At 30.4% G+C, this 22,607-nt stretch carries 14 protein-coding genes; all 14 read right to left on the bottom strand.

Annotation, left to right across the window (positions count from 1 at the left end; genetic code table 11):
* Window positions 1-209 precede the first annotated feature (209 nt).
* The 14 genes from LQE93_RS14635 to uvrC all read right to left on the bottom strand — a co-directional run bounded on the left by LQE93_RS14635 (window position 210) and on the right by uvrC (window position 22,510).
* A complete protein-coding gene (locus tag LQE93_RS14635; RefSeq protein ID WP_231074197.1) occupies window positions 210-1,547 on the bottom strand; it encodes a radical SAM protein in 1,338 nt (445 codons plus the stop codon).
* Window positions 1,548-1,562: 15 nt separating this feature from the next.
* Window positions 1,563-2,144, bottom strand: a complete 582-nt coding sequence (locus LQE93_RS14630; protein ID WP_055267593.1) for a manganese efflux pump MntP — start codon at window positions 2,142-2,144, stop codon at window positions 1,563-1,565.
* A 182-nt stretch (window positions 2,145-2,326) separates the two neighbouring features.
* Window positions 2,327-2,914, bottom strand: coding sequence for a TetR/AcrR family transcriptional regulator C-terminal domain-containing protein (locus LQE93_RS14625; protein ID WP_055267596.1), 588 nt, complete (start codon window positions 2,912-2,914; stop codon window positions 2,327-2,329).
* Window positions 2,915-3,211: 297 nt separating this feature from the next.
* Window positions 3,212-4,882 carry an FAD-binding protein gene (locus LQE93_RS14620; protein ID WP_055267598.1) on the bottom strand — a complete coding sequence of 557 codons (1,671 nt, stop codon included), beginning with the start codon at window positions 4,880-4,882 and terminating at the stop codon, window positions 3,212-3,214.
* Between the two features lie 342 nt (window positions 4,883-5,224).
* Window positions 5,225-6,907 (bottom strand): FAD-binding protein, encoded by a 1,683-nt coding sequence (locus LQE93_RS14615; RefSeq protein WP_055267600.1) that lies wholly within the window; start codon window positions 6,905-6,907, stop codon window positions 5,225-5,227.
* Between the two features lie 568 nt (window positions 6,908-7,475).
* Complete coding sequence (gene rlmD / locus LQE93_RS14610) at window positions 7,476-8,855, bottom strand: 23S rRNA (uracil(1939)-C(5))-methyltransferase RlmD (protein WP_231074196.1); 1,380 nt, start codon at window positions 8,853-8,855, stop codon at window positions 7,476-7,478.
* A gap of 540 nt (window positions 8,856-9,395) precedes the next feature.
* Window positions 9,396-10,808 carry a pyruvate kinase gene (gene pyk, locus LQE93_RS14605; RefSeq protein WP_055267605.1) on the bottom strand — a complete coding sequence of 471 codons (1,413 nt, stop codon included), beginning with the start codon at window positions 10,806-10,808 and terminating at the stop codon, window positions 9,396-9,398.
* 50 nt (window positions 10,809-10,858) lie between these two features.
* Window positions 10,859-11,818, bottom strand: a complete 960-nt coding sequence (gene pfkA / locus LQE93_RS14600) for a 6-phosphofructokinase (RefSeq protein ID WP_055267675.1) — start codon at window positions 11,816-11,818, stop codon at window positions 10,859-10,861.
* A 391-nt stretch (window positions 11,819-12,209) separates the two neighbouring features.
* Window positions 12,210-15,764, bottom strand: a complete 3,555-nt coding sequence (locus tag LQE93_RS14595; RefSeq protein ID WP_231074195.1) for a DNA polymerase III subunit alpha — start codon at window positions 15,762-15,764, stop codon at window positions 12,210-12,212.
* Between the two features lie 148 nt (window positions 15,765-15,912).
* Window positions 15,913-16,863, bottom strand: a complete 951-nt coding sequence (gene whiA, locus LQE93_RS14590; protein ID WP_055267609.1) for a DNA-binding protein WhiA — start codon at window positions 16,861-16,863, stop codon at window positions 15,913-15,915.
* 261 nt (window positions 16,864-17,124) lie between these two features.
* A complete protein-coding gene (locus LQE93_RS14585) occupies window positions 17,125-18,462 on the bottom strand; it encodes a gluconeogenesis factor YvcK family protein (RefSeq protein ID WP_172675774.1) in 1,338 nt (445 codons plus the stop codon).
* Window positions 18,459-19,343, bottom strand: a complete 885-nt coding sequence (gene rapZ, locus LQE93_RS14580; RefSeq protein ID WP_055267612.1) for an RNase adapter RapZ — start codon at window positions 19,341-19,343, stop codon at window positions 18,459-18,461. Before rapZ ends, LQE93_RS14585 begins: the two co-directional genes overlap by 4 nt.
* A gap of 299 nt (window positions 19,344-19,642) precedes the next feature.
* The gene (gene murB, locus LQE93_RS14575) at window positions 19,643-20,560 is read right to left on the bottom strand and encodes a UDP-N-acetylmuramate dehydrogenase (protein ID WP_231074194.1); all 918 of its coding nucleotides are present in this window, start codon (window positions 20,558-20,560) and stop codon (window positions 19,643-19,645) included.
* Between the two features lie 84 nt (window positions 20,561-20,644).
* Window positions 20,645-22,510, bottom strand: a complete 1,866-nt coding sequence (gene uvrC / locus LQE93_RS14570; protein ID WP_231074193.1) for an excinuclease ABC subunit UvrC — start codon at window positions 22,508-22,510, stop codon at window positions 20,645-20,647.
* Window positions 22,511-22,607: the final 97 nt, after the last annotated feature.

Genomic DNA, 22,607 nt, shown 5'->3' with positions numbered 1-22,607 from the left:
AATGCAAATCCTATTTGTTGCATAGGAATCACATTTTTTGTGAAGTTTTTCATATTATTACTATGCGCAAAAAAGGAAGTTCAAATTCGAACTTCCTTTTCTTTATCGGCAAATATCAATTTTTTTTTGATACAGCCCCCTCTATTTCTTTACTAAATCATTTTCTTCTATTTCTTTTTCTTGTACTTTCATATTCTTATTTTTATTTTCTACATTTTCCTTCCATAGTGGTTCTGCTCTCTTAGCCCAAGTAATCCATAATTTATAGTTTTCTTACATAAATCATCCACATCTTCTGGGTCTATAAATTCTGTTGATTTAGCTCCTGAATTTTTAACCATCTCTGCAATTTTAGGTGCATTATCTAATATAGGACAAGGTCTAAACTGATTATTATTGAATGGTTGATTTTTTTGATATTCTCTAAACAAAGGTTGTCCTAGAGCTTCAAGTAAAGACACTTCTTTTATATTAGCATTTGAATAATGACAGAATACACAAGGTTCTACATCTCCATTAGCATTAATATGGCAGTATCTTCTTCCCCCTGCAACACATCCACCAACATATTCTGCATCATGCCAGAAATCCATATTAAATATAGGTTTTGTATTACGCCATGCTCTTATAGTTCTATACAGTTTTTCTCTTTGGTCTGGGGTTGCCATTAATGAAGTATCTGTCTTACATCCTATTGGCATAAATGTAAAATACCAAGAGAAATAAGCACCCTTATCTATCATTAAATCTATAAATTCTTCTGACAATACGCTATCACAGTTTGCAGTTGTAAAACATGTTGAAAAACCAAAAGGTATTCTATTAGATTTCATTAAATCCATAGCTCTCATAATGTCTTTCCATGAACCTTCACCCCTTCTACCATCTGTGGCATCATCAAAGCCCTCAACACTTATTGTTGGTACTAAATTTCCAACTTCTATTAAATCTTCACAGAATTTTTGATCTATTAATGTACCATTTGTAAACAACATAAATACACAATCATTATGTTTTTTTGCTAATTTTAATATATCGTTCTTTCTGACTAATGGTTCTCCACCAGTCATTATATAAAAATATATTCCTAACTCTTTACCGTCTGTAAATAGTTTATCTAATTCATCATAACTCAAATTTAATGATTTATTATAATCAGCGGCCCAACATCCTATACACTTCTTATTACAAGCTGTAGTAGGGTCTACTAATATTGTAAACGGAGTTTCATACCCATACTTTTCCTTACTTTGTGCAACTACTGACCATCCTTTAATTGATGCATTTAATAAAAAGTTTGTAAATACAGTTTCAACTATATGAGAGTCTACATTATTAACTAAATTACACATAAGTCTTGTCCAATTGTTATCTGGGTCTTTTAAGTATTCATCTACCATATCATATTGAGCTGTATATAAATTCTCAGTATCAAATTTCCTAAGCCATGATACAACCTTTGGTAAATTCTTTTCAGGGTCTTTTCTTAAATATCCTAGAACTTGCTTTATAGCTAATTGTTGAATTTTAAATTTTGGACTTATCATAAATACACCTCTCCTTTAAATGATTTGAAAATAATTTAAAATAACTTTTATACCAATACTTAATAAAATAATACCACCACAAATATCAATTTGTTTCTTATATTTATTACCGACGCAGTATCCTACCCACAATCCGTAAGCAACCAACAGCGTAGTTATTATAAATTGAATAATTATAGTCCTTATAAATCTAGTTTGCAATAATCCTAATCCAATTCCTAAAATAAGTGCATCTAAACTTGTTGCTAATGCTAAAGTTACACTACCTTTATACCCAAAAAACTCTTCCCTTCGTTCATCTATATTAGTATTTACGAATGCATTTTTAAAAGACTTAAAAGCTAAGAAAAATAAAATTATTGCTGAAAACCACTGATTCATCGATATTATTTTTTGATTTTCTATATTTAACATCGGGAATATAGCAATAAGCATTCCTATAATTAGCATTAAAGTTTGAATTCCTCCAAATATAATCCCCACTATAGCTGCATTTGATTTTTTCAAATTTCCTTGATTTGACCCCCTACATACAGCTACTGTGAATGAATCAAGTGCTAATCCAATAGCTACTATAATCACCTCAAATAAGCTCATTTTATCTAATTCCCTCCCTTCACTTTCATTATAGATATCAAATTTAGCTTTTTACACATATGATATTTTTTAAATGTATATTAAAACAAACGAAAAGACGACTTTGTAGCCGTACATATACAAATATATAAAATTGTAGTCATAGTCTATACTTTTGAAATCTTTGAATATATTAATTTTAATTACCCTTCTCCATTCATACAGTTAATCCTCTCATGTATAATGTCATCTAATGAATTAGTAACTAATATCTCATATTGCTTAGTTAAAGTCTTTGCTGATACCTTTAGTCCATCTTCTATCCATCTTTTTATAATAAACGTTAACCCTCTTGAGTAATATTCTGCTATATCATCTAGAGAAAACTGTTCTTCATAACCATTTTTGCTATTACCATATTGATTAAATAACTCTTTGAATATTTTATTTAAATTGCCGCTTATAATTTCCTCAAAAGAATTTTGTCCTGTTACTTTTATTGCTTTAAGATAAAATTCTTTGTTATTTTCAATTCTAGAAAACATATAGTGAATAGCTTCATAAGGCATCTTATTATTTATAAGCATTTCACTGCCTTTAAATATATCCTCATAGCATATTTGCTCCAAAACCTCATATTTGTCAGCAAAATGATTGTAGAATGTTGGCCTAATAAAACCAGCCTCATCAGTAATCATCTTAATAGTTATTTTATCAAAATCATAATTTAATATTAAGTTTTTAAAACTCTCTAATAATGCTTCATGAACATCTTCCTTTTTATTATTCATATGTCACCTTCACCTATATAAAATCTAATTTTATCTTTACTTGAAGTTAAATTATTAAATATTCTTTTCATAGATTTAATTATATTTTGTAATTAATAATTAAATCACCTCCATTTATAATGGAGGTGACTATTTCTTATTAATAAAATATTATTAAATTCAAGTGAATTTTATACTTAAAACACTGTAAATTAACTATTAACTTATATTAAATTTATTTTATAGCAAAAAATATAAATAGAGTGTTGAAATTACTTTCAACACTCTTAAATTAAAGTTTAAACTCTATTTATATAATTATTTTAAGATATATTTAGCAGCTTCTTCACCAGATATTCTTCCGAATACTACAGCAGCACAGTAAGCAGCACTTGAGTTAGCAACTTCACCAGCAGCATATAAACCTTCAATAACTTCATCATTGTTGTTTAATACTTCTGCCTTTTCGTTAGCAGCAACTCCACCTTTAGTCATGTGAACACCAGCTTCGAACTTAACACCATAGTATGGTCCTTTGTCTATCTTATCAGATAAAGCTTTTTCTCTGAATGGATCAGCTATTTCACCATCAACAGCTTTGTTAGCAGTTTCAACAGTCTTAACTAAGTTTTCAGCATTGATTCCTAATTTTTCAGCTAATTCTTCTAAAGTATCAGCTTGTACATGGTATCCTAAAGCATTGTGCTTTTGTAATCTGTATGAATTTTCATATAAATCTTGATCGTAGATGTAGAATGCTCCACCTTCTTGATCTAATACAGCGTTACCTAGAGTTAATCCACCCTTAGTTTCATCTATGAATCTTTCACCGTTCTTGTTAACATATATAGTAGATCCGCCACCAGTTAAGTCTCTTCTACCACTTATGATGTTAGGGAATATTCTTATGTTGTCCATTTTTTCTAACTTAATATCATTTTCTATGAATACTGGAATGAAATCACCAGTAGTACCCATTTGGTTAGAAGTTTCTAATCTTTCTGTTCCTGGAGCGTATTCAGCTAATAATTCTTTATTGTTAGAGAATCCACCTGTTGCCATTATTACAGCATCAGCTTTTATGTCATAGTATCCTTCTTTACATTCAACCTTAACACCAGTAGCTTTTCCGTCTTCTATTATTAAATCAAGACCCTTAGTACCTGTTCTAACATCTATTCCTAATTCATTAACCTTTTCTTCCATCTTAGCTTGGATGTGTTCCCCAGCATAAGCATCAGCTTCAGCCATGTGGCTTCTTCCTGAATAGTTGTAGTTTAAGTTAATTCCCATTTCTTTTAACCATGGTTCAAGTTCATAAGAACCTTGTGCTTGAGCCATTAATCTTTCATCTGTATCCCAAGCTCCACCATCTTTTAAATCAGCTACTAAAGCTTCTGGAGTATCTTCTATACCGTTAGCTTTTTGAGCTTCTGTGTTTATTAAGTCATAGAAGTTCATATCGAACTTACCGTTACCACTTAATATATCTAATTTTTCTATAACTATTACATCTTCAACACCATTTTGTTTAGCTTCTATAGCAGCAGATAAACCAGCAGGTCCTCCCCCTACAACAACTAATTGTGTCTTAACTTCTTCTAAATCTTTCTTTTCAACTTCTGGACCTTGAGTATCGAATGATATTTTATATTCTCCCATTCCAGCTTCTTTCATAGCTTCAGCTACTGCAGCTTTAACACCAAATGATGTGAATGTTGCACCTGATACGCTATCTACTACTGGGCTTTGAGCTTCGATTATTCTTTCTGTTAATATTGGTAAAGCTCTGTCGTATACAACTGAAGTCTCGTGGTTAGATACAACATTAATTCCTGTTATCTTTCCATCTTCAGTAGATAATTCAACTTTGATTTCTCCACCATATCCATGTCCAGCTCCTTGAGTTGTCTTAGCTCCTCCATTAGTTGTTGAGCAACCAGCTAATAATAAAGAAGCCATTGTTACTAAGCAAATAATTTTTTTCATAGTTCCCCCTAAAAAATCACTTTTTCTCTTGTTAAGTTATTATTTTATCAATATAACCTTGCATGAATTATTTTAACATAATTTATAATAAAGTCAATAAAATTTCATTTAGAGTTAAAAAATACTGTGTAAAACGTTATTATTTACATTTTATTACTTTATTGTATTTTTATTCAAATAATTTTTAGATATTTTACATTTCTATAAATTTAATCTGAATTCAGCATACTATTAAATTTTTTTAATTATATTACCCTTTTGTTAATTTATTAATAAATATAACAATTAATTTATATATAAAAAAGGAGCATCCTTTTTTAAGGGCAGCTCCTCGATAATTACTTATTTATTTAATATGTGCTTAGCAGCTTCTTCACCAGATATTCTTCCAAATACTACAGCTGCACTATAAGCTTGGCTTGAACTTGTTACTTCACCAGCAGCATATAAACCTTCAACAACCTCGTTGTCATTGTTTAAAACTTCTGCTTTTTCATTAGCAACAACCCCACCTCTTGTCATATGTATAGCTGATTCTACTTGAACACCATAGTATGGTCCATTTTCATTTATAGTATTAGTAAATGCTTTTTCACGGAATGGATCTTCTATTTTTCCTTCAACAGCTTCATTAAATGTTTTAACAGTTGCTTTTAAGTTTTCAGCATCTATACCTAATTTTTCAGCTAATTCATCTAATGTTTCTGCTTTTGTATGGTATCCTAATTTAGTATGCTTTTGTAGACGATATGTATTATCGTATAAATCTTGGTCATAAATATAGAATACTTTACCATCTGGTTGCTCTTGAATTGCCGTAGCCATTGTCATTTCTCTCTTAGTTTCATCTATGAAACGTTCACCATCTTTATTAACTAAAATAAATCCATCTGGTCCACCAGTTAAATCTCTTCTTGGTATATTAATGAATGGGAATACACGAGTAATATCCATATTATCTAATGCTATATCATTCTTTTCAAACACAGGAATAAAATCACCAGTAGTCCCCATTTGATTTGATGTTTGAAGTGTTTCTGTACCTGGAGCATATTTCGCTAGTAGTTCCTTATTACTAGAGAATCCACCTGTTGCTACTATTACAGCATCAGCTTTTATATCATAAGTTCCTTCTTTAGATTCAGCTTTAACACCAATAGCTTTTCCATCTTCCATTATTAAATCAAGACCTTTAGTTCCTGTTCTAACTTCTATTCCTAATCTATTAATTTCTTCTTCCATTTTTTCTTGAATATGCTCTCCAGCATACGCATCCCATTCTGTCATATGATTACGAGTATCAAAGTTGTAATTTAAATTTATCCCCATATCACGTAACCATGCATCTAATTCATAAGAACCTTCTGCTTGAGCAAGTATACGTTCATCAGTATCCCATGCCTTTTTAGTTTCTTTTAAATATTTAACAAAATCTTCGACTGTATCTTCTATTCCATTAGCTTTTTGAGCTTCTGAATTAATAAGGTCAACAAAGTCTAAGTCAAATTTACCATTACCACTTAATATATCAAGTTTTTCAATTACTATAATATCTTCAACACCATTTTGCTTAGCTTCTATAGCAGCAGATAAACCAGCAGGTCCTCCCCCTACAACAACTAATTGTGTCTTAACTTCTTCTAACTCTTTCTTTTCAACTTCTGGACCTTTAGTATCGAATGATATTTTATATTCTCCCATTCCAGCTTCCTTCATAGCTTCAGCTACTGCAGCTTTAACACCAAATGATGTAAATGTTGCACCTGATACGCTATCTACCTCTGGGCTTTGAGCTTCCACTATTCTTTCTACTAATATTGGCAATGCTCTGTTAAATACAACTGAAGTTTCTTCATTAGATAAAACTTTAATATCTTTTATTTCTTTTCCTTCAGTTACTAACTCTACTTTAATATCTCCTCCATAACCATGTCCAACTCCTTGCGTTGTCTTAGGTCCATTGTTCGTCGAACAACCAGCTAACATTAAAGAAGCCATTGTTACTAAGCAAATTATTTTTTTCATATTTCCCCCTAAAAAACCTTTTTCTTTTGTTAATGTTATTAAATAGTTAAATTATTAACTTTTTATAGAATAATATTAACACATTTTCACACAAAGTCAACAACTTATACACAAATAAAACAGATTTTATTCATTTCAAATTCACATTTTGCATAATTATTCTTATAAATATACTTTTTGGATAATTAATATTTTAACAATCTATTTCGTCATACCCCATTTTTTATCATAATAAAAAAGAGTATGAATTATATTCACACTCCTTCTAATTTAACTAAACTATTTCTTTAAAATTACTTCTCATTCTTTAATGAACACATTTCTCCGCTACTCTACGAAATGCGGACTTAAATTCTAAGTTCAATCTCCTATTTCACTAAGAATTTAATGTCTCCTTGACAAGTAAAGCTACGTTCTCAGCAGTAGGATTCAGCAAATCACTCACTTTGTTCGCTCTTTGGCATCCCTTGCATGGAACGTGCTAATTACTTTTCACCCTTTAATGAACACATTTCTCCGCTACTCTACGAAATGTGGACTTAAATTCTAAGTTCAATCTCCGATTTCACTAAGAATTTAATGTCTTCTTGACAAGTAAAGCTACGTTCTCAATATGAGCTGTATGTGGGAACATATCTACTGGTTGAACCTCTAATGTCTTATAGCCATTTTCATCTAGTATAGCTAAATCTCTAGCTAAAGTACTTGGGTCACAGCTTACATATACTATTCTCTTTGCATCTATATTGCTTATAGCATCTAATAATTTCTTGTCACAGCCTTTTCTTGGTGGATCTACAACTACTACATCAGCCTTTACACCTTTATTTATTAAGTCTGGTATAACTACCTCTGATTCACCAACAAAGAATTCAACATTCTCTACATTATTCTCCTTAGCATTTATCCATGCATTATCTATAGCTTGAGGGATTATTTCTACTCCATAAACCTTCTTAGCTTTCTTTGATAAAAATAAAGTTATAGTTCCTGTTCCACAATAAGCATCAAATACTGTCTCATTACCTGTTAACTTAGCATATTCTAATGCCTTTGAATATAATACTTCTGTTTGAGTAGGATTAACCTGGAAGAATGATAGTGGAGATATATTAAATCTAAATTCTCCTATATAGTCTGATATTGTATCTTCCCCCCAAAGAGTTTTTGATTCAAGACCCAAAATAACATTTGTAGGCTTTGAATTTATATTTTGGATTATGCTCTTTATTCCTGGAACATTATCTTTAATAATATTTACGAACTCATCTTTATAAGGTAATTTATCACCATTAGTGACTATTACAACCATTACTTCATTAGTTGTAAAACCACGTCTTATCATTATATGTCTTAATATTCCATTTTCATCATATTGTCCATCAACATTATATGGTTTTATATTATTTTTAATTATCCACTCTCTAGTTAACTCAACCACTTTATCTGCTAACTCATCTTGAATAAGACAATTTTTCATATCTATAATTTCATGGCTTCTCTCCGCAAAGAAACCTATCTTTAATTCTCCATTAACAAGTCCTATAGGTAATTGAACCTTATTTCTATATCTCCAAGGGTCATTCATCCCAAGTGGATACTTTACTAATTCAGGATTTAATTTTCCTATCTTTTCTATACAGTCTTTAACTCTATTATGCTTAAAGTCTAGTTGTGATTTATATGAACTATGTTGAAGCTTACACCCTCCACATCTCTTATATACATCACATTTCGGATTGCATCTATCATCAGAGGATTCAATTACCTCTATTAATTTTCCATATGCATAATTCTTTTTAGATTTAATTATCTTAACTCTAACTTTTTCACCAACTAAAGCACCTTGTATAAAAACAGGAAAAGTATCATTAATCTTAGCGACTCCTTCTCCTTCATACCCTTGAGATACTATATCTAAAATATATTCTTTATTCTTTTCTACCATCTATAATCTTCTCCTTTTAAATAAAGTGCAAAGCACTTTATTTATGGCAATTTATTTCTTTTAAGCTAACAAACATAACTATTCTATCATATACTAATATGGTTCTCTACTTAATTTGTACTATTCTAAATTTTGGATAAAAAAAATACACCTTACGGTGCATTTTTCGGAATCAGTTGCCACACTGTTACCATTATAATCTCTCCACGAAATTTCAATGATATTAACATTATAGCCTAAAATCGCAACATAAATTGTTAACATTCTGTTAACTTTTTATATTTTTCATATTTTTGATGTATTTTCTTGCATTTTTAATGGTATTCTATTTAAATTTTGAATTTTTTCCTTCATTTTTTTTATATTCCTTATTAATATCCCCATATACCTAACCATTTTGTTAATAAATTATAAAAGAAAATAATCAATAATTCTTTCCACATTTATCTTTCATATACTTAGACGTACCTTTTTTTAATTCTGACATAAAAATATAAAAAAAGAAGCACAGAAATTTCTGTACTTCTTCTTTTATATAAATTATTCTATTACACTTACTTTTAAAAGGTTAGTTGATCCAACTTGACCCATACCAGCAGCTATAACAATTGTATCACCTTTTTTAGCGAATCCATTTTCTACTGCTAATTCTGTAGCTCTTTCTATTCTTTCATCCATAACCTTTTTGTGCTCAGCAACTATTGGGTATACTCCAAAGTTGAACGCTAAACTCTTAGCAACTTTTTCTGTTTCAGTTACAGCAACTACAGCACAGTCTGGTCTGCATTGAGAAATTCTTCTTGCAGTAGCTCCACTCTTAGTTGAGCAAACTATTGAAGCAGCTTGTAATTCATTAGCAGCGTTGCAAGCAGCTCTTGATATAACTCCTGATATAGCAGGAATGTGCTTCTTAGCCTTTGAAACAGCTGTTTCATAGCTTAATTGTCTTTCAGTTTCAACAGCTATCTTAGCCATAGTTTGAACTGATTCTACTGGCCAATCTCCGTTAGCTGATTCTCCTGATAACATTATAGCATCTGTACCATCTAATATTGCGTTAGCAACGTCAGAAACTTCTGCTCTTGTTGGTCTTGGGTTTCTCATCATTGAGTCTAACATTTGAGTTGCAGTAACAACTATTTTTCCAGCATTGTTACATTTTTCGATCATCATCTTTTGAACTGCTGGTAATTTTTCGAATGGTATTTCAACTCCTAGGTCTCCTCTAGCAACCATTATACCGTCTGAAACTTCGATAATTGAATCTATGTTGTCAACACCTTCTTGGTTTTCTATCTTAGAGATTATTAGGATGTGTTCTCCACCATTTTCGTTTAATATCTTTCTAATAGTTTCAACGTCTGATGCTTTTCTTATGAATGATGCAGCAACAGCGTTAACTCCCATTTCACAACCGAATTTTAAGTCAGCTATATCTTTTTCAGTTAAAGCTGGTAACTTAATTGATACTCCTGGAACGTTAACTCCTTTGTGAGTAGCAACAAATCCTGTATTTTGAACAACACAGTGGATTTGATTTCCATCTATTGATTCAACTGTTAATCCAACTAAACCGTCATCTATTAATATAGTATCTCCTGGTTTAACATCATTAGCTAATCCAGCATAAGTTACTGAACATTCTTGAGTGTTACCTATAACATCTCCACCTGCGTGTACAGTGAATTTATCTCCTGCTTTTAATTCAACCTTCTTAGGCTCGAATTTACCAGTTCTGATTTCTGGTCCTTTAGTATCTAACATAACAGCAATTTGCTTATTGTGCTTCTTAGCTAATTCTTTAACTAAGTTAATTCTATCTGCATGCTCTGCGTGATCACCATGTGAAAAGTTGTGTCTTGAAACGTTCATTCCTGCTTCAATTATTTGTGATAATACTTCTGGTTTTTCACTAGTTGGACCTATAGTACATATTATTTTAGTTTTTCTCATGTAAATAACACTCCTTCTTGATTTAGTTTTATATCTATTAACAAAGCTTGTTACTTTGATATTTCCTCTGAAATAGAGAATAATTTATCATCAAATTTTCTACCTAAAGCTAAAGCTTCATCTATATCTTGGTCAAAAATTTGGTTTTCCTTAATTCCGATAACTCTTGAAGTTTTTCCTTCTAATAATACCTCAACAGCTTTTGATCCCATTCTTGAAGCTAACACTCTATCAAATGCAGATGGTGATCCACCTCTTTGAATGTGACCTAATATAGTTGCTCTTGTTTCAATTCCTGTTTGTGCTTCAACATATTTAGCTAAGTCATAAGCCCCGCCAATACCTTCTGCTAATAAAACTAGGTTATGAATTTTTCCAACTTCTTTACCTTGTTTTATTACGTTACATAATTCGTCTTTATCGAATCCTTTTTCTGGAGTTATTGTGTATTCAGCTCCACAAGCAACACCTGCATAAAGAGCTAAATCTCCGCAGTTTCTTCCCATAACTTCTACGATAGAAACTCTTTCGTGAGAACTTGAAGTATCTCTTATCTTATCTACACCTTCTATAACAGTATTTAAAGCTGTATCAAATCCTATTGTGTAATCTGTATAGCTTAAATCATTGTCAATAGTTCCTGGTAGCCCTATAGTCTTAACACCTAGTTTAGATAGTAATTTAGCTCCCATGAAAGAACCATCTCCACCTATAACAACTAAAGCGTCAACACCATTTTTTGCTAATAATTCAGCAGCTTCTTTTCTTACTTCTTCTTGTTTAAATTCTAAACATCTAGCAGTTCTTAATATTGTACCACCTCTATGGATTATGTCTGATACTGATGATCTATCCATTTCAAATAATTCACCATTAATTAATCCTGCATATCCTCTTTGAACTCCAACTACTTCTAGGCCATGATGTAGTGCAGTTCTAACAACAGCTCTTATTGCTGCGTTCATTCCAGGTGCATCTCCACCACTAGTTAAAACAGCTATCTTTTTGATACTCATAAAATATTCCTCCTCGTCACCATGGTGGTCTGTGCATGTCCCACCTAGTTTGAAATATTCCTCTATATTATTATTTTATTATTAACTTTTTATTACCTTTTTTATTTTACTTGCAAATATAAACTAATGCAACTAAAATAACCATCTTGTTTGTAGTTTTTTATCGATAAAATCTTGATTTCACTGTCTATTATACCCTAATGTTGACGAAAATATATACTTTTTTAATATGTATACTCTTATATATGCTCATTATTTAGCTATTTATTTCCATAAATGGAATTTTGTAAACTTTATCATTTTATATGTGTTACACTATTTATGTATTTTATTATTTTTTTGAGGATTTTTATAAAAAATAAAATAAGAGGTTATTATTAACCTCTTATTCTACTATTTTTATATTTTCTTCACCGTATAATTTATATAATTGGTCTAATAAATCATTATTTACTCTTACCCACATTTCTCTAGGCATCCTATAGTTTTTTCTATCATCTGCTGTAAAGATATATAAAGCAGAATCACCCTTATGTTCAGACGTTATTCCTATTAGACTTGGTTTCGTTTCTTTTGCCTTTTTAAGATTATCAACTCTTATAAATACTTTTGTTGAATTTACCTTTTCTAAAGGTTCTATAGTTTCACATATAAGTTTAACAGGTTCATCTTCCTTCATGCTTACTCTACCTTTAATTACAACCATACTATCTGGAGTAATTAAATTTCTTACCTTATCTAAAGTCTTAGGAAACACTATTACTTCTATGCTCCCGCTTAAATCTTCAAGCTTTAAAAACGCCATAATCGAATTACTTCTAGTTACTTTTTGATTCACTTCAGCGATAATCCCACCAAGTATTACCTTATCTTCATCATGAATAGAGTACTCCTCACCATCAACACCTTCTAAATGAGCTTGTTGACATTTATAAATATCATCTATACTTATTGAAGTGTACATTTTTAAGCTTTGAACATATTCATCTAATGGATGCCCTGTCAGATACATACCTGTCATTTCTTTTTCCATAGCTAATAAGTTATTTTTTGAGAATTCATTTATATTTGGGTATTTTACTTCTGGTTCATTTATATTTTCCTCAACTAATCCAAATAAGCTTATTTGTCCATCTATATTTCTCTTTTTCTCATTAGATACACTATCCATTACCTTTTCATATACAGCTAAAAGCTTTGATCTAAATATCTTAAACTCATCAAAGGCCCCAGCCTTTATTAAACTCTCAACAGCTCTCTTATTAATAGCTGATAAATCTATCTTATTTATAAAATCTACTAAAGATTCAAATCTACCTTTAGCACTTCTTGAAGCTACTATACTTTCAACTACATTAAATCCAACATTTTTTATTGCAGCTAATCCAAATCTTATAGTATCACCTTTAACAGTAAATTTTGAATAACTTTCGTTTATTGCAGGAGGAAGTACCTGTATCCCCTGACTTTCTGCAAAATTTATATAATGAGCTACTTTTTCAGCAGTTCCCATAACTGAATTTAACATTGCTGCTATCATTTCAACAGGATAATAATGCATTAGGTATGCAGTTTGATATCCAACAACTGCATATGCTGCTGCATGTGATTTGTTAAAAGCATATGAAGCAAAGTCCATCATTGAGTCAAATATTTTATTTGCAGCCTCTTCTGAGATTCCATTTCTTAAACATCCAGGAACTTCAACATTTCCATTGTCGTCAACTATACCATATATGAAGTTCTTTCTTTCTTGTTCCATAACACTATGCTTCTTCTTTGACATGGCTCTTCTAACCATGTCACTTCTACCAAGAGAGTAACCACCTAAATCTCTTACTATCTGCATTACTTGCTCTTGATACACCATTACTCCATACGTAACATCTAAAATACTTTCCAGCTCTGGTGTCTCATAGTGTACACTATCCTTGTTTCTCTTTCCTTCTATATATCTTGGTATTTCGGCCATTGGACCTGGTCTATATAGCGATATCCCCGCTATGATATCTTCTAAACAGTCTGGCTTCAATTCCTTCATGAAAGATGTCATTCCTGGTGACTCTAGCTGAAACACACCAGCGGTCTTACCTTCCCCAATCATTTTATAAACTTCTTTATCTTCAAAATCTATTTTATCTAAATCTATGTCTATACCTCTATTTTCCTTAATCATCTTAACTGCGTCATTCATAACAGTTAAAGTTCTAAGACCAAGGAAGTCCATCTTTAATAATCCAAGCTCCTCAAGAGTTGTCATATCAAATTGAGTTACTATAGACTCATCATTTTTTTGTAAAGGTACATATTCTACTAATGGTCTTGACGCTATAACAACACCAGCTGCATGAGTAGATGAGTGTCTTGGTAATCCTTCTAAAGTTTTACTAACATCTATTAGATTCCTTACTCTTTCTTCTGTATCATATATCTTCTTTAACTCTGGATTTAAATCAAGAGCCTTCTCAATTGTAATTCCAAGCATTGTAGGAATCATCTTAGCAACTCTATCAACTTCTGAATATGAGTAATTCATTGCTCTTCCTACGTCTCTAATACAAAGCCTTGCAGCCATTGTACCAAATGTAATTATTTGAGATACATTTTTCTCTCCATACTTTTCAACAGTATAATCAATTACTTCCTGTCTTCTTTCGTAACAAAAGTCTGAATCAATATCGGGCATACTAACTCTTTCTGGATTTAAAAATCTTTCAAAAAGTAAGCTATATTTTATCGGATTTATTTTTGTTATTCCTAAAGTATAAGCAACTATTGATCCTGCTGCTGATCCTCTTCCTGGACCTGTTGGAATTCCATTATCATTTGCATACTTTATAAAATCCCAAACTATCAAGAAGTAATCAACATATCCCATTTGATTTATTACTCCAAGCTCATAATTAAGTCTTTCAACATAACTTAAAGCCTCTTCATTAGAGTTACTAAACTCTCTTATCTCATCAAGATTTACTTCTTTCCCTCTAAACTCTTTAAATACATCATATCTATCTATAAGTCCGGCAAAACAAACCTCTTCTAAATAATCAAAATGTGTTTTATATTCTTCTGGTACAGGGAAATTTGGAAGCTTTGATACATGGAACTCATAATCAAAATTACATTGTTCTGCAATTTTAACAGTATTCTCTAATGCTTCTTTCGAATATGAAAATAAATCATACATTTCCTCTTGTGATTTTAAATAGAATTGGTCTGATGGATACCTTCTTCTATTAACATCATCAACGGTTTTTCCTGTTTGAATACACATCAATATGTCATGTGCTTTAGAATCGTCTTTATTTATATAGTGAACGTCATTTGTTGCTACTAAAGGTATTCCTGTCTCTTTAGATAACTTAATATTAATATCGATAACCTTCCTTTGTTCTTGCATTCCATGGTCTTGTATCTCTAAATAAAAATCACCATGGAATATATCTTTATAAAGTAAAGCTACCTCTTTTGCTTTTTCATAGTTATCTTTTAAAATCCAACTTTGTACTTCTCCTCCAAGACATGCACTTAATGCTATAAGCCCTTCACTATGCTGTCTTAAAAAGTCATGGTCAATTCTCGGTTTATAATAAAAACCATCTATTGAAGCTGTAGATACTATATTCATAAGATTTTGATACCCAACTTCATTCTTAACTAATAAAACTAAATGATGCGTACTATTATCTTTATCATTTATCTTTATGTCCTTAGACTTTGCAGCTACATAAACCTCACATCCTAATATAGGCTTTATGCCTTGTGCCTTTGCTTCTTTGTAAAAGGCAACACATCCATACATAACTCCATGGTCAGTAAGTGCTATACTTTCCATCCCAAGCTCTTTAGCTCTTGAGATAATCTTCTTTATCTTAGCAGAACTATCAAGCAAACTATACTCACTATGAAGATGTAAATGACAAAACTTCTTTTCACTCAAGGTATCACCTCACTTTTCCAATGCCATAAGGCGCTTTTCACTTTTAATTATGAAACTACTTCATAGTTTTACTAAATAAAAATAAATTGCTAAATTTAAATCAATTTGAATTCACTCATCAATTCTTAATTATTCATTCTTAACTATATTAGTAGTTTCCTGACCTTACTTCTTCTGCTATTTTTTCTATTTTTCGTAATCTATGGTTAATTCCTGATTTTCCTACTGGTGGATTTAGCATTTCACCTAACTCTTTTAAAGACTCATCAGGATAACTTAATCTTAATTCCGCTACTTCTCTTAAGTTTTTAGGTAATCTTTGAAGTCCTATTGTACTTTGAATTAATTTTATACTTTCTACCTGTCTTACTGCTGCATTAACAGTTTTACTTAAATTAGCAGTCTCACAGTTAACTAGTCTATTTACGTTATTTCTCATTTCCTTCATTATTCTTATATTTTCAAGTTCTAATAATGAAGTATGCGCTCCAACTATGTTTAGAAGGTCAACTATTTGTTCTCCTTCTTTTATATATATAATATGGCTGTTCTTTCTTTGAATAACTTTTGAACTTAAACCAAAAGAGTTTATTAGTTTACATAACTGAATAGCATATTCTTCACTATGAGTAACAAACTCTAAGTGATATGTTTTCTCTGGGTTACTAATACTCCCCCCTCCAATAAATGCTCCTCTTATATACGCTCTCTTAAGTTCTTCTGTTTTAACCATCTCTGGCTCGATAGTATAATCTATAGTCAACACATCATCAACTTCTTTAAATATTCCTGTTTCTTTCAGTAATTCTCTTACGCCCATATCTTCTTCTATAAGAACCATATAAATATTGTTCTTTTTTAAAGAATTACTTTTTTTAACTAGAAGTTTTGAGTGTATATCAAAATAATCTTTTAATATCGTAAATATATGTCTCGCTGATGCTGGATTTTCTGTAGTTATTTTAAAGCTAAGTCCTTTTCCACTAAAACCAATAGTTCCACTTACCTTCATTATTGCTGATATCTCAGCTAAAGCCTCTTCTTTAGATATCTCTATATACCTACATATTTCTCCTTTAACTTTTGATGAAAATGACATACTTCTATTTCTCCTAACTATGTTTAAATATATTTTTTATTATATCATAAACTGACCCAACTGTGTCATAGAAAAACAATAACTATTAAAGGATAAATATAACTTTATTAAGAAAATGTACTTTTACTTTTAAAATAACAGGACTTAAAATAAAAACATGTCATTCAAATAGCTATAACTACTATTTAAATGACATATTTATATATCTACTTCTAATTCTTCATTAAATATTTTTATCTAACAAATAACTATTATACTATATTACTCTCTAGTATTTCTTTTTTCTCTCATTTTTTGAAGCGAATAAACATATTCCAGTATTTTTTCTTTATCCCATTTTAATTCTTTTTCTATTACAGTTTTCATTATTATATCAGCTAAATATTCTGAATCATGTTTAACATATCCTTTAGTTATCTTAACTAAGTTTTCTTCAACTATTTCTACACCTAAGCCTTTAATATTATCTCTATCCAATTCAACTAACTTTGAACCTTCTTTCAAATATCTTTCTTTAATATCATCCGGAATAGTACCATTATTAGCAATTACATAATCAACACATTTCTTGCCACCATAATTTATTAATGTTTTTAAATGATCAGCTGCTGTGAAATCATCTGTTTCTCCTGGTTGAGTCATTATATTTGATATATATATTTTTATTGCATCACTTTCACATATTGTATCAGCTATATCAGTTACTAGCAGATTAGGAATTATACTTGTATAAAGACTTCCTGGGCCCATTATAATAGCGTCAGCTTCCTCTATTGCTTTAAGCGCGTCAACTAAAGGTTTAGCATTTTCAGGATTTATCATAAGCTTTTTTATTTTAGACTTTCTTGCTATAGCCTCATCTGGTATTCTTGACTCTCCATCAATTTCATCACCATTTTCTAATATAGCTACAAGTTTCATATCATCAAGAGTTACCGGTAATACTTTACCTGTAACAGCAAGTACTGAACTCATTCTTTGTACAGCCTCTTCGAAATTATCACTTATCCCAGCCATTGCAGCTAAAAATAAGTTACCAAAGCTTTGCCCTTCAAGACTACCTTCTTTAAATCTGTATTGTAATAATTTCTCCATAATTGGTTCAGTATCTGCTAATGCTAATATACAGTTACGAATATCTCCTGGAGGAAGCATCCCAAAATCTTCTCTTATCTTTCCAGAACCTCCACCATCATCTCCAACAGTTACTATAGCAGTTATATTATTAGTGTAGTTCTTAAGCCCTCTAAGCATAGTCGAAAGACCTGTTCCCCCTCCAACTACTACTATCTTAGGACCACTTACAGAAAGTCTTTCATCATCTATTAAGTCTTCTACATTTTTATCATTAATAGTTATATTTATCTTATCGCTATTGATTAATCTTAATATAGATTTTAATCCTTCAGATATAGATATAACTATAACCACTACTCCCAATAACCCCAAAAATATACATACCATTTTTCTAGTTAAATCATATTCTTTATGAATAAATACTTCTCCTACTCCTAATGCAAGTAGTATAGTTCCGACGAAACCAAGTAATACCCATCTTTTTATTCTAGCTCCTGGTTTCATCAAGTAATCAAGTATCATAATTTTTTATCTCCCTTATGAACATCCTCTTTAATATCTCTATGCTCAACATACACATTATAGTTACTAGCATGTAACTTTTCATATATAGCATTTGCTATAGCTACAGATCTATGTCTTCCCCCTGTACATCCTATCGATACTATAAGCTGACGTTTTCCCTCTTTATTATAATTTGGTATTAAGAACTGTAACATATCTACAGCTTTTTCTAAGAATACCTTAGTTTCTTCCTGTTGTAATACATAATCTTTAACTGGTTCATCATTACCTGAATGAGGTTTTAATTCTGGAATGTAGAATGGATTAGGTATAAATCTTACATCAAATACTAAATCTGAATCTACAGGAATTCCATACTTAAATCCAAAACTTAATACAGTTATTGATAATTGCTTTTGTGGTGCTTCCACATCACCAAAATTCTTAAGCATTTCCTCTCTCAAATCTTTTATTGCGTATTTTGATGTATCTATTATTATATCTGCTTTCTCTTTTACTTCTCTTAATTTTTCTCTTTCTAGCTCTATTCCAGTTATTACTCTTCCTCCTGGAGATAATGGATGACTTCTTCTTTTTTCTTTAAATCTCTTAACAAGAACTTCATCAGAAGTATCTAAAAATAATATTTCATATTTAAATTGTTCCTTAGATAACTCCTTTAAGCTATCAAATAAGTCATCAAAGAATATACCACCACGTATATCTATTACTAAAGCTACTTTGTCAATCTTTCCATCACTTTGCTTACATACTTCAGCAAACTTTGTTATTAACGTTGGCGGAAGATTATCCACACAAAAATATCCCATATCCTCTAAACTATTAGTTGCTTCTGATTTCCCTGCCCCTGATAATCCAGTTACTATAATAAATCTCATCTTTTACCTCCACTTTATATAATTAAAAGTTACTAGTTAAGAATATAAAATCACTTCTTATCTTAAAACTTATTTATTAAAATTTAACTCTCATTAATCCCATCTAAGCTTTTCTTAACTATAATTACCTTACCAATTAAATTATATCACAATATATCCTATAAACAATTTTATATATTAACATCAAAGGCTTTACACAAATACTTTAGTAATTATTTCTATATATCTGATACTAAATTATAAAATAAAAGGCTTATCTTATTAAACAATTATAAGACGAGCCTTTTCTTATATAAAAATTATAAATCTTCACCAATTATTCTTACTTCTGTATGAAGCTCTACTCCAAACTGTTTCTTAACTTCATCTTGTATATGATGTATTAAATCAAGTATATCTTTAGCAGTTGCTCCACCTTTATTTATAACAAATCCTGAATGTTTTTCTGATATAGCTGCTCCACCTATACTATACCCCTTTAATCCAGCATCCTGTATTAGCTTCCCTGCAAAATATCCTTCAGGACGCTTAAATGTACTTCCTGCTGATGGATACTCTAAAGGTTGCTTTGATTCTCTCTTATTAGTTAAATCTGCAACTAAATCCTTAATAGACTTTACTGTACCTTTTTCTAGTTTGAAGACTGCAGATAAAACTACATACCCTTTTTTCATAACTATCGATGATCTATAACCTAAATCTAATTCTTCATTATTTAAAGTAATTATCTCACCATTTTCATTTATAACATCTGCACTTTCTATTACTTGTGACATTTCTCCATTATAAGCACCTGCATTCATAAATACAGCTCCACCTACAGTTCCTGGGATACCACATGCAAATTCAAACCCTGTTAATGAATTTTCAACAGCCTTATCTGAAACCTGCTTTAGCATTGCTCCACACTCTGCTTCAATTCTTTCTCCATCTACAGTTATATTATTAACCTTAGTTAATGACATAACTACACCTCTAAATCCACCATCTTTAACTAATAAATTTGACCCATTTCCTATAACATAAAAAGGTATATTATTTTCCTTACAAATATTAACCGTTCTTATTATTTGCTCCTTATTTCTAGGAGTAACTAGTATATCTGCAGGACCTCCTACCTTAAAATTTACATATTGGCTTAATTTTTCATTTATCTTAACATCTTCATCACTATAAAAACTAGTAAATAAATCCACGTAATTATTATACTTATTCATTATTGGCTCCTTATTTTCGATATTCTCCATAGTTAAATAGTATAAATTAAATACTAATATTTAACAAGTGCTTTCACTTATATTCTATTTATTTCCATTAAAGTGATTATATATACTTTCTGCTGCTTTCTTATCTATTGATGGTGTTTCTAATATTTCCTCAAGTGTAGCTTCTCTTATCTTATCAACACTTCCAAATTTCATAAGTAATGCTCTTCTTCTTTTTTCTCCTACATATGGTATATCATCTAATATTGAATGTAACGTTCTTTTATCTCTTAAGCTTCTATGATAAGTAATTGCAAATCTATGAACTTCATCTTGTATTCTTCTTATCATCTGCATTAAATTTGATGACCTATTAATAATTAATTCTGTATTATTATATACAATTCCTCTAGTTTGGTGTTTATCATCCTTAACAAGTCCACAAACTGGTATATCTATATTAAGCTCCTTTAAAACCTCAAGAGCTACATTTATTTGACCTTTTCCACCATCCATCATTATTAAATCAGGAAATACTGAAAATTTTCCTGCTGAAAATTTTATTTTACTTTCTTGTATAGCTTTTATTTCTTCTAATCCGTGAGTAAATCTTCTTGTAAGTATTTCTCTCATGCTATCATAATCATTAGCACCTTTTACTGTCTTTATCTTAAATCTTCTATAATCACTATTTTTAGATCTACCCTCTTCAAAAACTATCATAGTTCCTACAGAATCAACACCTTGAATATTTGATATATCATATGCCTCAATCCTTGTTGGCCAATTTTCTAAATCTAATAGTTGTTGTAATTCCTCTAAAGAAATTCTATTTATTTCTTTTTCTCTAAAATATTTATCCTTAAACTTTTCTAATGTTATCTTAGCATTGTTTTTAACCATCTCTAGCATTTCCTTTTTCATACCCTTTTGCGGCACTTTAACAAATACTTTAGACCCTCTTTTTATAGATAAATATTCTTCTATTAACTCCTCATCTTGTATAGCTGGTACATATATCATCTTTGGAACTTTGGCTGTTCCTGAATAAAACGAAGTTATAAACTCTTGAAGCAATTCTTCAAGACTTTCATTTGCTGTATTTTCAAATATAAAATGTTCTCTTCCTAAAATCTTTCCATCACGTGAAAAAAATACTTGGATACAACTATCCTTCTCATCTTGATCTACATTAATAAAATCTTCATCGCCTTCCATAGTCTTAAAAATCTTTTGTTTTTCAACTATAGCTTCAATAGCTAAAATTTTATCTCTAAAAGATGCTGCTTTTTCAAATTCTAAATTCATAGATGCCTCTTCCATCTGTGATTTTAAATCTTTAACAACTACATTATCTTTCCCACTTAATATATCTATAATGTTATCTATCATCTTTCTATATTCATCTTTTGATATATGTCCTCCACAAGGACCTAAACATTTTTTTATATGATAATTTAAGCAAGGCCTGTACTTTTCACCATTCTCTTTTATTGATAACTTACAAGTTCTTATTGGAAATATCTTATTTATAAGATTTATTGTCTCATATACAGCACTTCCATTAGTATATGGCCCAAAGTACTTACTTCCATCTTTGGCATAATTTCTAGTTACAAAAACCTTAGGAAAATCATCTTGAAGTGTTACTTTAATAAATGGATAGAACTTATCATCTTTCAATAATATATTATATCTAGGACTATATTTCTTAATTAAGTTACATTCTAAAATTAAAGCTTCCATTTCAGAATCAGTTACTATGTACTCAAATTCAGCTATGTTTTTAACCATAACTCTAACCTTTTCAGAATGATTCTTAGAATTCTGAAAATAACTTTTAACTCTATTCTTTAAAACCTTAGCTTTTCCAACATATATAACTTCACCTAAAGAGTTCTTCATCATATAAACACCAGGCTTATCAGGAAGATTCTTTAAATGATACTCAAAATCAAACACTTAACCACCTCACTCCATAGTTAAAAGTTAAAATATAAGAGTTAAGAGTTTAGGATGAAACTGTATTCAGTTTCTAAAATTATGATATCCCCAAACC

Origin of the sequence: Clostridium sp. NSJ-145, assembly GCF_021044725.1 — a bacterium.
In the GTDB taxonomy this organism is placed as follows: Bacteria; Bacillota; Clostridia; order Clostridiales; family Clostridiaceae; genus Clostridium; species Clostridium disporicum_B.
Note: the sequence above shows the minus strand (reverse complement) of the source record. Positions and strands in the feature narration are given on the sequence as shown.